The following is a 13,012-nucleotide window of genomic DNA, read 5'->3' on the forward strand; positions in this document are numbered from 1 at the left end:
CGGCCGTCCGACGCCACGAGGTCGTACGGCGTCACAAGGCCGTCTGACGTCACAGGGTCGGCGCGTCCGCCCACATGCCGGGTCCGGGCGCGGGCGCGGGATAGCGGAACCAGCCGCGTTCCGCCGCCCGTGCCCCGGCCTGGAACCGGCTGCGGGCGCCCAGCCGGTTCATCAGGTCCGCGGTGATCCGGCGGCAGGTCCTGGTGGAGATCCCGAGTTTGCGGGCCACCGCCTCGTCGGTGTGCCCCTCGCACAGGAACCGCAGCAGCTCACGCTCCTGGTCGGTGAGACCGTCGCCGTCGCGGGTGCGGGACTCGCCGAAGTCCCGGCCGCGTTCCCACATCAGGTCGAACAGCGTGCGCATCGCCATGACCATGCCCTCGCCGCGGACCAGCACCGCGCCCAGTGCGACGTGCTCGGGGTCGACCGGGACCATCGCCACCTCGCGGTCCACGACGATCATCCGGATCGGCAGCACCGGAAGGGTGCGCACCCGGCCGCCCAGCCACGTGAGCCGGCGGGCATGGCCCGACGTGACCGGGTCGCGGTCGATGGTGTCGAGGAAGAGGGCGCGTACGGCCACCCCGCGCTCCAGCATCTGCTCGTCCAGCGCCCGGCTCGCCGCCGTGCTCTCGGCGGACCGCGTGCCCACCGGCATCAGGGACAGGAACTCGTAACGGGCGTCGCGGGCCAGTTGCACCAGCCGCTCCCGGATCGCGTCGATGTCCGCGAGGCGTTCCAGGACGTCGCCGGAGGCGTGACGCGTGATCGCGTACTCGGCCTCCAGCACGGCGATCGCCGCCCGGCTCTCCGCGATCTGGTTCTGCCGGCGGACCAGCTCGGCCTCCTGGTGCTTGACGAGGGCTTCCAGGGCGATTGCCGGGCTGACCGGGCACAACACGCCCGGGTCCTCCCGGGACGGCCGGAGCAGCGAGAGCCGGCGCAGACGGTCCAGCGCGACCCGGACCTCGTCCTCCGCCAGACCCAGCCGAAGCATCAGATCGGCGACCGTGCTGTCGGGATCCGCCAGAATCGTCAAATAAACCGACTCGCTGGCCATATCCAAACCGAAACCCTGCAGCACACTGTTGCGGCAAGTCTGCGAATTCACATGCCACCTACCTCGTACACCGCATATCGCCGAACCGCGTCACTTGGCAGATATGCGGCCCGGCGCTCCCCGGCGGCCTGCCAGGCATCGTCATATTAAAGCCGGTCCGCCAACCCGTCCCGGCGGCCACGGTTGCCATCTGGTTTGGCAACCGTGGCCCCCGGCATCCCGGCGACCGGTCTCCGACAGGAAGTCGTCGTACGCTCACACAGCGTGCGCAAACGTGTGAAGCGACGCCATTTTCGGAAAGCGGTGACGGCGGGCCGGCCCGCATTTCTTCCGCCCGTAATTCGGCATCCCGGGGATTCCCGCCGGGTCCGCCCGGCCCGGCATGCCATGGGCCGCCTCGATCGACACCCTGGTCCGTGGCTCCCGACGCAGAAATCACCGATGCTTTCGGCGCTCTGTCCGGGATGGACGGAACCTGACAACATCCTGCCAGGACACGTGCTGCCAGCCGGGAGACGCTGACAGAGAGCGACGAGCTTGCGAAAATCGTGGGAGCGCTCCCACGCTTTTCATTCACATTACCGCCGATTGTTCCGCAGCCATGCCCGAATATCGATCCACGCGCATTCCGATCAGGGTCCGACAAAAGTGCGAGGCCATGGGGTGAAGGATATGAGTGTGCCGCCGCGGCGGTATCCGGCCTTTGACGGCACACCGGTCGCCGCGGCCACGGATCCGCACCGGCCGGTCAGCCCGCTTATCGGACGGGAGTCGCAACGCCGCGAGATCGAGGCCGCGGTCCATGGCTTGTCGCAGGGCCGCCCGGCTTTCCTCGAAATCAGCGGAGACCCCGGAACGGGCAAGACCGCGTTACTCGCCGAGGTGACGCGCGTCGCACGAGTCGCGGGCATCGACGCGTTCAACGGCCGGCCGCAGCCGGTGGACGGCGACCTGCCGTTCGGGGCGATCGTCGACGCGCTGGACGGCCGGCTCCCCGTCGCCGGCGGCGAACGGCTCGACCGGCTGCCGGCGGCGCAGCGGGACGTGCTGGCGGCCGTCTTCCCCTCGCTGGCGGCGGACGCCTCCGCGCCGTCGCCGCCGGACATCGCGGCGCCCTACCGCGCGGCGCACGCCGTCCGCGTGCTGCTGGAGGACCTCGCCTCGTCCCTGCCGGTCGTCCTCGTCCTCGACGATCTGCAGCACGCCGACGCGGGCACCGTCGACGTGGTGTGCCGGCTGATGTGCACGCCGCCCCGCGCCCCCGTCCTCCTCGCCTTCGCGCATCGGCACCGGCAGGTGTCCCCGCGGCTGCGCGCCACCGTCGACACGGCACGGGAGGTCACCCGGCTCCACCTGGAGACTCTGGCCGAAAGTCACGCCGGGGCCCTGATGGGTGAGGACACGCCCGCGCACGCGCGCGGGGAGCTGTACCGCGCGAGTGAGGGCAACCCCGGCTACCTCCGGGCTCTGGCCGACGTGCTGGAGCAGGGCCCGCCCGGCATCGACGAGGCCGACATCGCCCCCGTTCCGCCGTGGTTCGCCTCGGCGATGGCCGCCGAGGTCGCCCGTCTCTCGGCCGTGGGGAGGCTGGTCGTCGCCGCGTGCGCGGTGCTCGGCGACCCGCTCACCGTGCCGTCGGTGGCGGCGGTCGCCGAGGTCGGCGAGCAGGACGCCTATTCGGCGATCGACGAGATCGCCTCCCACGACCTCATCCGCCTCGTGGCGGGGACCGGGCGGTTCGGGTTCCGGCACCCCCTGGTCCGCCGTGCGGTCTACCACAACGTGAGCCCCGGCTGGCGGCTCGGCGCCCACGCGCGGGCCGCACAGTCGCCGTCCGGCGGCCGGGCGTCCGCCGTCGGGACGGCGCCGCATCTCACGCGGGTCGCCACGCCGGGCGACCGCGCCGCGGTCGCGCTGCTCGCCGCGGCCGCCGACGAGGTCGAGACCGCGCGTCCGCGACAGGCGGCTCAGTGGCGGCGGGCGGCGCTCGAACTGCTGCCGTACGACGGGACCGGACCGGACGGCGAGGACGAGCACACCGACGTCCGCACCGGCCTGCTGCTGGCACTCGGCAGAGCCTGCGAGGCGGCGGGCCAGTTGCGGCAGGGCTGCGACGCCCTGGCCGAGGCCCTGCGGCTGATCCCGCCGGGCGCGGGTGGCCGGCGCGCCGCGGTGGCCACCGGTCAGGCCCGCCTGCTGCACGACCTGGGCCGGTCCGGCGAGGCGCGCGCCTTGCTGCGTGCCGAACTGGCGCACGCCCCGGCCGAGGCCGATCGCGCGGTGCTGTCGTTCGAACGGGCCCGGCTCGAAGTGTCGAGCGGGTCCCCCGCCGCGGCGTGCGCCGACGCCGCACAGGCCGTCCACATCGCCGATCGGCTCGGCCTGCGCCTGCTCGGCTGCGCGGCACGCGGGATGCTCGCCGTTTCGGCGGTCCTCTCCGGCTCGCCGTCCGCGGATGGATTCGCCGATTACTCGCGGGCCGCCGCGGACCTCGACGTCCTCCCCGACGAGGAGCTCGCGGCCCTCCCGGACGCGCCGCTCTGGATCGGCTGGGCCGCGCTCGTCCTCGAACGCCCGCACGAGGCGGTGCGGCATCTCGATCGTGCCGTGGCCGCCGGCAGGTCGGCCGGCAGGCACGCGGTCGTATGCCACGCGCTGGTGGCACGCGTCGCGGCGCTGTGCGCCACCGACCGGCTCACGACGGCGGAGGAGAGCGCCGACGAGGCCGGGCGGGCGGCCTGGCTGTCCGGCAGCGCCGCGCTTCACTCCTCCGTGCTGGCGGCGCGCTGTCTCGTCGCGGCCCGCACTGGCGACCTCGACGCCCTGCGAGGTCACCTGGCCGCGTACGGCACGCCCGTGGAACAGGGCTGGCCCGGGGCACTCGCCGCCGAGATGGTCGCGGAGGCCAGGCGGGCCGCGGGCGACCCCGAGGTCGCGGCGGCCGCGAAGGCGTCCCCCGGAGGCCCGGAGCAGGCCGTTCCCTCCGGCGCGGCCACGCGGCGGACGCTCTCCGCCGACCTGACAGCCGGCATCACCACCGGCATCACCACCGGCATCACCACCGGCATCACCACCGGCATCACCGTCGGCATCACCGTCGGCGTCACCGCCGGCACGACCGCGGACCCGACTGTGCCGGTGATCGAATCAGCCGCCGCCGACCCGCCGGGCGCTTCCGGCCCGCCCGTCGCCGACCGGCCGAGCGCCGCCTCCCTCACCGCACGCGAACGGCAGATCGCCCGGCTGGTCAGCGAGGGGCTGAAGAACCGGGAGATCGCCGAGCGGCTCTACGTGACCCAGAAGACCGTGGAGATGCACCTGTCGCGGATCTTCGCCAAACTCGGCGTCTCCAACCGCGTCGGCGTCGCCCGCACCCTCTACGCGACGCCCACGACATCGCACTGACCGCGCCGCCGGGGCCTGTCCCCGGTCACGCGGGCGGAACGATGGTCGACCCGCGCACCACGAGCCGGCAGGGGTGCGGGTGCCGGCCGGGAGAGGCGGTGCCGTTGATGGCGGCCAGCAGCCTCTCGGCCGCCGACCGGCCGAGCCCTTCGAGGTCCATGTCGACGCTGGTCAGCGGTGGCTGAGCGCCCTCGGTCATCACGTCCCAGTTGTCGAAGCCGACGAGGGCGACGTCCTGCGGGACCCGCCGCCCGGCGGCCCGCAGCGCGTCGCTCACGCCGCGGGCGATCTGGTCGCTGCCGCAGAAGACCGCGTCGAACTCCGTCCGGCCCGCCAGCAGGATGCCGACGGCCTGCCGGCCCCACGCCTCGCTCCAGCCGCCGAACAGCGGCGGCGCGACCAGGTCGAGCCCTTCGCCCGCCAGCCGGTCGAGCGCGGCCGCCGCGCGCACCCGCGCGGAGTTGTGATGCTCCGGACCGGTGACGTGGGCGATCCGGGTGCGCCCGACCGCCAGCAGGTGCTCGACCGCCTTGCGCGCCCCGCTCTCCTCGTCGGGAACCACCGAGCAGTCCTGGGGGTCGGAGGAGCTGATGAAGGCGTACACCACGGGGACGGGCAGGTCCCGGCCGATGGACATGCGCGCCTCGGTGCGGCGGCCGGTAACGATGATCCCGTCGACCCGGCGGCTGAGAAGGGTCTTGACGTAGTACTGCTCACGGATGGGGTCGTCCCGGCCGTCGCAGAGGAAGATCGACATTTCGCCGGCGCCGAGCGCGTCCTCGGCTCCCATCAGGACCGGGATGCTGAACCGGCCGATGGTGTCGGTGGTGATCATGCCGACGGTGTAGGTGCGGCCCGAGTGCAGGCTCCGCGCGCCGGCGTTGGCCTGGAAGCTGAGCTGCCGGGCTGCCTCGCGCACCCGCGTCCGGGTTTCCTCGCGCAGCGATCCGCGCCCGTTGAGCGCTTTGGAGGCCGTGCCCACCGACACGCCGGCCAGTGCCGCGACGTCGGCGATTGTGGCGTGACGCTCCGGTCTCCCCACGTTTCCTCCAGTTTCCGGGGGACGTTGCCGCAATTCACTGTATAGCGCGATGGAGTGCGGGCAACGCGCCGGAAACACGGTGTCGATGACCACCAAAAGCACATCGACGGCTTGCCGGAAATTGTTTTCCCTGCTTTCCGCTTCTCCGGTTTTCCCTCTCCCTCGTTTCCGTGGCTCGCCGGTTCCCTGACGGCGGCGACCGCCCGCGCCGGCGTACTGCCGGCGCGGGCGGTCAGGTGTGCCGATGTGGCTCAGGTGAGCTGGATGTAGTCCAGTTCGGCGTTGCCGGTGCCACCGGAGAACCCGGGAGAGCCCTTGGCCAGGCGGATCACGTTGTATCCGGCCTTGAGGCCGACCGTGGTGCCGGTGGTCGCGCCGAACTGGCCCCAGCCGGAGGTGGCCGGGTAGCTGACGGCGCCCCACGATCCGCCGTTCACGGCCAGGCCCTGGGTGGCGGTGGCACCGCCGCCGTTGGCGTAGCCGATGGTCATCGTGTAGGTGCGGGCGGCCGGCACGTTCACCACGAAGTCGACGTAGCTGTCGGTGCTGTGCGTGCTCGTGGCGTTGTCGATGCGGCCCACGTAGCCGCCCTCGGACGCGCTGGAGGCGGTCAGCCGCTGCGCGCGGAAGACCGAGGCGTCCTCCGCCTCGTACCGCTGCTGGTAAGACGGCACCCCGCTGGCCGGCTGGACGACCACGTGGTACCCGTCGGAGGCGGCCATGTTCGGCACGATCACCAGCAGCTGGTCGCCGGTCACCCGATAGACGGCACTGGAGACGGAGGTGGCCGCCGGGGCCGCGGTGAAGCGGCCCTGCGTGTGCGTGGACTCCACCGTCACCTGGACGGAGGGGCCGAGCGCGCCGATGCCGGTCAGCCGGACCGTGTTGGTGCCGGCCTCGTTGCCCAGGACCACGTTCACGATCTTGCGGGTGCCGTCGTAGGAGGCGAAGCCGTCCAGCCCGGTCTGGTTCGGCGGGGTGGTGGTGACCATCCGGCCGGCCATGTCGCCGTACCACTTGTAGAGCCACCAGGTCCCGGTGGGCTGGGTGTTGTTGGTCACCAGCCCGTTCATGGTGCCGTACTCGTACCAGAACGCCCGGTGCGCCGACTCGACCCCGGCCCGCTCGAACTTGGCCACGTAGCTGGCGATCCGGCCGGGGACGTCCACCTCGCTCGTCGCGGCGTACTCGTTGATCGAGATCCGCCGGGGGCTGATGCCCAGCGACGACTCCAGCGCGCGGTAGTCGGCGATGTTGGCGGCGATGTTGTTGGGACTGCCCAGCTCATGCCAGCAGATGATGTCCGGCAGCGTGCCGGCCGCCTTGGCGCTGCTGAGGAACGACGACAACCACGAGCGGTTGTAGTAGGAGATGCTCGGCCCCACGATCGGCGTCGTGGTGTCCAGCGCCCGCACCGCCCGGAAGGTGCGCGTCCAGCCGTCGTTGAAGGCCCCGGCGTTGGCGGTCTTCCACGTCCAGTCCGGCTCGTTCCACAGCTCCCAGCCGAGGATGTTGCTCACCGAGGTCGCGTTCAGCCGGGCGCGGACCATCGTGTCCACCTTGGCGAGCCAGTCGTTCCAGCTCACCCACTGATAGGGGAAGTTGGAGTAGATGTCCGGCATCCGGATGTACTCCCCCGCGCCGACCCGGGTGGCCTGCGGCGCCACCAGCAGCGAGTCTCCGCCGGGCGGCTGGCCGTTGGGCCGCTGTCCCACTCCGGGGGCCGGCTGCGTCAGCGAGTTGACCTTCAGCGGCAACAGGGTCGAGTCCGCGGGCTTGCCGTTCTCCGCCAGTCCGTACAGACCGCCGGTCGCCACGTGGGTGACCGGCCGGAACGGGGAGCCGACGGCCACGGTCAGCACCTTCCCCACAGGGTTCGACGGGGGTGTGCTACCGGAGGGGCTCGGTGACGGACTGGGTGACGGGCTCGATGAAGGGCTTGGTGAGGGGCTCTGCGACGGGCTCTGTGACGGGGACGCGCTCGGACTCGTGTCGGGCGACTGGGTGGGGCTCGCCGACGGGCTGCTGACGGCGCCGGTGCAGGGGGTGCCGTTGAGGGCGAAGTTCGCGGGGACGGGGTTGGAGCCGTTCCAGGACGCGTTGAAGCCGAAGCCGGCCGAGCCGCCGGTGGGGATGGAGGCGTTGTAGCCGGCGTCGGTGACGGTCACCTGCGCGCCCGACTGGGTGTAGCTGCCGTTCCACAGCTGGGAGATGGTCTGTCCGGCGCCGAACGACCAGGTCAGCTTCCAGCCGCTGATCGGGTCGCCGATGTTGTCGACGCTGACGCTCGCGCCGAAACCACCCGGCCACTCGCTGCTGATCGTGTAGGTGACCTGGCAGCCGGCCGCCGCCTGGGCGGCCGGCGCGAGGGTGAGGGCGGTGGCCCCGGCACAGACGACGGCGGCCAGCGCCGTCCCCGATCGAAGGGAGAAGAGTCGCATGTGTGTCCTCTGAAGCGGTGGTGGGTTGGAGAGGAGAGCCTGGGCGGGAGCCGCTGGGGCGGGGCGCGAAGTTGCCGAGATACCGGTTTCCGACTGGTTGCCGATGGCGGGGCGACTGACCGGGGAACGAGAACCTTCACGCATTCCACGTGCCACATTCGCCGCATCGCCGCTCGTGATGAGCCCGACAAACGGTTTCCTTCGTAGTGACTTCGGGTTCGCAGCCGGACCGTACGCACGTCGTGGTTCGGGCGTCAACGGACGGGCCGGCGGCGCACGGCGGCTCGCCCGGCACGGCACCGTCCCGATGCCGCCCACGGGGTGTGCGGCGTCCCCGAGCGATCACCGGTTCGGCTGAAAGTTACACGGGACCGCCGATGGCCGGCCTGTCGCGCGGATGACTTTGGTCCTCGTGATCGGTGACCTCCGCTCGGCGAGGAGGACGGCCCCAGGGACGACAGTGAGAGCGGACACCGACGAGAGGGGCCGGCGATGACGGTCACACAGCCCAGGGAGCATGGGACCAGCGAGCATGGGGCCAGCGAGCATGGGGCCAGGCGGCGTGGAGCCGGGCAGGAGGCGGCCGCGCACGGCGCGTGGCGCGGTTTCCGCGGCACGGCCTGGCGTGAGCGGGTCGACGTGCGCGACTTCATCCAGGCCAACTACACGCCGTACGAAGGCGACGAGTCGTTCCTGGCAGGCCCCACCGAGCGGACCCGCGCGGTGTGGGCGGAGGTGTCGGGCCTGTTCCCTGAGGAGCGGCGGCGCGGAGTGTACGACGTGGACACCGCCACGCCTTCCTCCATCACCTCGCATCGGCCCGGCTACATCGACTGCGGCCGTGAGCTGATCGTCGGCCTGCAGACCGACGCCCCGCTGAAGCGGGCCATCATGCCGGCGGGCGGGCTGCGGATGGTGGAGAACGGCCTCGCCGCGTACGGGTACACGCTCGCCCCCCAGGTGAAGGAGATTTTCACCAGGTATCGCAAGACGCACAACGACGGCGTCTTCGACGCCTACACCCCCGAGATCCGGGCGGCCCGGCGCGCCGGGGTCATCACCGGCCTGCCCGACGCGTACGGCCGCGGGCGCATCATCGGCGACTACCGGCGCGTCGCCCTCTACGGCGTGGACCGGCTGGTCGAGGCCAAACGGGCCGAGCTGCACTCGCTCGACGGAGAGTTCTCCACCGACGCGGTCGTCCGCGACCGCGAGGAACTGGCCGAGCAGATCCGCGCGCTGGGCGAGCTCAAGACCATGGCCGCCTCCTACGGCCACGACATCTCCCACCCCGCCGCGACGGCCCACGAGGCGATCCAGTGGCTGTACTTCGCCTACCTCGCCGCCGTCAAGGAGCAGAACGGCGCGGCGATGTCCCTCGGCCGCACCTCCACCTTCGTGGACGTCTACCTGGAGCGGGACCTCGCCGAGGGGTGGCTCACCGAGCAGGAGGCCCAGGAGCTCGTCGACGACTTCGTGATCAAGCTGCGCATCGTCCGCTTCCTGCGCACCCCTGAGTACGACCAGCTCTTCTCCGGCGACCCGACCTGGGTCACCGAGTCGATCGGCGGCATCGGCGCCGACGGCAGGCCTCTGGTCACCCGCACCAGCTACCGCTACCTGCAGACGCTGCGCAACCTCGGCCCGGCGCCGGAGCCGAACCTGACCGTCTTCTGGTCGCCACGCCTGCCGGAGCCGTTCAAGCGCTTCTGCGCCCGCCTGTCCATCGAGACGAGCTCGATCCAGTACGAGAGCGACGAGCTGATGCGGCCCAGGTACGGCGACGACACCGCCATCGCCTGCTGCGTCTCGGCCGCCCCCGTGGGCAGGCAGATGCAGTTCTTCGGCGCCCGCGTCAACCTCGCCAAGACCCTGCTGTACGCGATCAACGGCGGCCGGGACGAGATCAGCGGCGAGCAGGTCGGCCCCGCCTACCCCGCGCTGACCGGCGACGTGCTCGACTACGAGGAGGTCGCGGCGGCGTTCGACCGGATGATGGACTGGCTGGCGAAGACGTACGTGAACGCCCTGAACGTCATCCACTACATGCACGACAAGTACGCCTACGAGCGCATCGAGATGGCGCTGCACGACTATCCCGTCAAGCGCACGCTCGCCTGCGGCATCGCGGGCCTGTCGGTGGCCGCCGACAGCCTGTCGGCCATCAGGCACGCGAAGGTCCGCGTGCTCCGCGACGTGACCGGGCTGGCCGTGGACTACGTGGTGGAGGGCGACTACCCGGCGTACGGCAACAACGACGACCGCGCCGACGCCATCGCGGCGGACCTGGTGCGGGCGTTCATGGACAAGATCCGCCGCCACCCGGCCTACCGGGACGCCGAGCACACCCAGTCGGTGCTCACCATCACCTCCAACGTGGTCTACGGCAGGCATACCGGCAACACCCCCGACGGGCGCAGGGCCGGCACGCCGTTCGCCCCCGGCGCCAACCCGATGAACGGCCGCGACCGGCACGGCCTGGTCGCCTCGGCGCTGTCGGTGGCGAAGCTCCCCTACGACCAGGCGCAGGACGGCATCTCGCTGACCAGCACCGTCACCCCCGAAGGGCTGGGCCGCACGGTGGAGGACCGGGTCGCCGACCTGGTGGGCGTGCTCGACGGCTACTTCGACGCGGGCGGCTTCCACATGAACGTCAACGTGCTCGACCGGGCCACGCTGGTCGACGCGATGGACCACCCCGAGAAGTACCCCCAGCTCACGATCCGGGTCTCCGGCTACGCCGTGAACTTCGTCCGGCTCACCCGCGAGCAGCAGCAGGACGTGATCGACCGCACCTTCCACGGACGGCTGTGATGCCGGAGAAGCCGCTGGACGACCCCGTCGCCCGGCTCCGCCAGGACCCTGTCGCCCGGCTCCGCCACGAGTCCATTGCCCGGCTCCGCCAGGACGCAGCCGCCGAGCTGTGCCAGGCGGAGCCGGCGGCGGGCTCCGGCGTCATCGAGTCGTGGGATCTGTCGGTCGGGGTGGACGGTCCCGGCACCCGCTTCGTGGTGTTCACCTGCGGGTGCCCGCTGCGCTGCCTGTACTGCCACAACCCCGAGACCTGGCGCATGCGCGACGGCCGCCGGGTCACGGTGGACGAGGTCATGACCGAGGTGGACCGCTACCGCCGGTTCATCTCCGTCGCCGGCGGCGGGGTGACGCTCAGCGGCGGCGAACCGCTGCTGCAGCCTCGCTTCACCGGAGAACTGCTGCGCCGCTGCCACGAGAGCGGCCTGCACACCGCGCTGGACACCTCGGGCTTCCTCGGCGACCGCGCGAGCGACGCGCTGCTCGCCGACACCGACCTCGTGCTGCTCGACATCAAGTCGTACGACCCGCGGGGCTACCGGCGGCTGACCGGGGCGAGCCTGGAGCCGACCCTGCGCTTCGCCCGCCGGCTGGCCGACCTGGGCCGCCCGGTCTGGGTGCGGTTCGTCCTGGTTCCCGGCCTCACCGACGGAGAGGACAACGTGGACGGCCTCGCCCGGTTCGTCGCGATGCTCGGCAACGTCGAGCGGGTCGACGTGCTGCCCTTCCACCGCATGGCCGCCGGCAAGTACGCCCGGCTCGGGCTCACGTTCCCCCTGGCCGACGTCGAACCCCCGGACCACGCCCTGCTCGATCGCGTACACGCCCAGTTCGCCGCCCACGGCGTCACCAGCGTCTGACCGGCGGGGTGCCGCCCGGCGCGCTTCCGGCCACCCGCTCACGCACTGCTCCTCAGGCCGTAGGCGATCGCGTCCTGCCGCCGTCGATCTCCTGATGCGAGGAGTCTGTCAGACCCCCGTTCCCCGCGGGGCTGCCACATGCTCGGCGACCTGTCGGGCCCAGGCGCGCACCCGATCGGGGTCGCGGTAGTCGCCTCCGTTCCTTGCGGCGATCCTCGAGGCGAGGAAGCCCTCGGCGTCGCGGGCGAGCCGCCCGCCGAACGTCCGGTGCCCACGCGCGCCGAGAGCGGCCGACGCCCGGGCCGCCTGGGGAACCGGCGGGATCTCCGCCTCGTCCGCGAGCGGCCCGCTGCTGAACAGCCACACCGGCCGTCCGGACAGCGCCGTGGCGTGCCGCCGGGCGAAGCGCCGGGCGATCGCGACGACACGTTGTCCGCACCGCTTGGGCCGAAAGTCCCATGAGCGCGGGACTTCAAGACGACCGAAGCGTGCCGTACGGCTCCTGCGGCACGGCCGCTGATCGCGGTTTGCTTGAGGCGTTGAGAAGAGAGAAGACGCGAACACGTTGAAAGGGGCCGGTCATGGCCATCACCGAAGGGCGCAACCGGAGAAACCACAACCTCCACCCCGCCGCTCCCCCCGCCACGGTCCCCGCTCCCCGCGCGCACGGCGAGACGATCCCCACCGGCGCCGGCCCGGTCCGGTACGTGTGGGCCGCCGCCCGGATCGCGATCGGCTGGGTGTTCCTGTGGGCCTTCCTGGACAAGCTGTTCGGCTGGGGCTTCGCCACCCCCGCCGCCAAGGCGTGGATCAACGGCGGAAGCCCGACCACCGGCTTCCTGAAGGGCACCGCCGACAGGACCTTCGGCGGCCTGTTCGGCGCCCTCGCCGGCCAGGCCTGGGTCGACTGGCTGTTCATGACCGGCCTCGCCGGCATCGGCGCCGCCCTCGTCCTCGGCGTGGGCATGCGCGTCGCCGCCACCACCGGCGGGCTCCTCCTGCTGATGATGTGGGCCGCCGAACTCCCGCTGACCACCAACCCCTTCATGGACGAGCACATCGTCTACGCCATCGTCCTCGCGGGCCTCGCCCTGGGCGGAGCCGGCACCACGTTCGGGCTCGGCAGGATCTGGGCCGCCACCCCCCTGGTCCGCCGCTTCCCGATCCTGAAGTAGACCAGGCCTGATCTCACGATCGGCTCCGGTGCCCACCCCCGCTCGCGGGGGTGGGCACCGGCATGTCCATTTGGGAAGTGCGCACCATGACGGAGCGGGAGCCGCCACCACACTGGTGGACGCGCAGCTTCCTCGGGGTGCCGATCCGGGCCCGCGACGAGGTGTTCGGCAACCTCTACCTCACCGAGAAGCGCGGCAGGTCACCTGCCGACGGCGAC

At 71.9% G+C, this 13,012-nt stretch carries 8 protein-coding genes; 4 read left to right on the forward strand and 4 right to left on the reverse strand.

Going from position 1 to position 13,012, the window contains the following annotated elements; all coding sequences use genetic code 11:
• Nucleotides 1–49: 49 nt before the first annotated feature.
• Entirely contained in the window at nt 50–1,039 is a 990-nt protein-coding gene (locus FED44_RS26940) for a helix-turn-helix domain-containing protein (RefSeq protein ID WP_208759195.1), read from the reverse strand.
• 693 nt (nt 1,040–1,732) lie between these two features.
• On the opposite strand from FED44_RS26940, the gene FED44_RS26945 reads away from it, so the two are divergent.
• Nucleotides 1,733–4,465 carry a helix-turn-helix transcriptional regulator gene (locus FED44_RS26945; RefSeq protein ID WP_138462467.1) on the forward strand — a complete coding sequence of 911 codons (2,733 nt, stop codon included), beginning with the start codon at nt 1,733–1,735 and terminating at the stop codon, nt 4,463–4,465.
• A gap of 25 nt (nt 4,466–4,490) precedes the next feature.
• Here the strand turns inward: FED44_RS26945 and FED44_RS26950 are convergent, their stop codons facing one another.
• Nucleotides 4,491–5,507, reverse strand: a complete 1,017-nt coding sequence (locus FED44_RS26950) for a LacI family DNA-binding transcriptional regulator (RefSeq protein ID WP_138462468.1) — start codon at nt 5,505–5,507, stop codon at nt 4,491–4,493.
• 251 nt (nt 5,508–5,758) lie between these two features.
• Nucleotides 5,759–7,948, reverse strand: a complete 2,190-nt coding sequence (locus tag FED44_RS26955; RefSeq protein WP_138462469.1) for a cellulose binding domain-containing protein — start codon at nt 7,946–7,948, stop codon at nt 5,759–5,761.
• Between the two features lie 492 nt (nt 7,949–8,440).
• On the opposite strand from FED44_RS26955, the gene pflB reads away from it, so the two are divergent.
• Together pflB and pflA are read left to right on the forward strand one after the other, a co-directional pair.
• Nucleotides 8,441–10,762 carry a formate C-acetyltransferase gene (gene pflB / locus FED44_RS26960; RefSeq protein WP_138462470.1) on the forward strand — a complete coding sequence of 774 codons (2,322 nt, stop codon included), beginning with the start codon at nt 8,441–8,443 and terminating at the stop codon, nt 10,760–10,762.
• Nucleotides 10,762–11,619, forward strand: a complete 858-nt coding sequence (gene pflA, locus FED44_RS26965; RefSeq protein ID WP_138462471.1) for a pyruvate formate-lyase-activating protein — start codon at nt 10,762–10,764, stop codon at nt 11,617–11,619. Before pflB ends, pflA begins: the two co-directional genes overlap by 1 nt.
• 108 nt (nt 11,620–11,727) lie before the next feature.
• Here the strand turns inward: pflA and FED44_RS38220 are convergent, their stop codons facing one another.
• Nucleotides 11,728–11,985 carry a hypothetical protein gene (locus FED44_RS38220; protein WP_138462472.1) on the reverse strand — a complete coding sequence of 86 codons (258 nt, stop codon included), beginning with the start codon at nt 11,983–11,985 and terminating at the stop codon, nt 11,728–11,730.
• Nucleotides 11,986–12,200: 215 nt separating this feature from the next.
• On the opposite strand from FED44_RS38220, the gene FED44_RS26975 reads away from it, so the two are divergent.
• Nucleotides 12,201–12,794, forward strand: a complete 594-nt coding sequence (locus tag FED44_RS26975) for a hypothetical protein (RefSeq protein WP_138462473.1) — start codon at nt 12,201–12,203, stop codon at nt 12,792–12,794.
• Nucleotides 12,795–13,012: the final 218 nt, after the last annotated feature.

This window comes from Microbispora triticiradicis (genome assembly GCF_005864065.1).
Lineage (GTDB): Bacteria > Actinomycetota > Actinomycetes > Streptosporangiales > Streptosporangiaceae > Microbispora > Microbispora triticiradicis.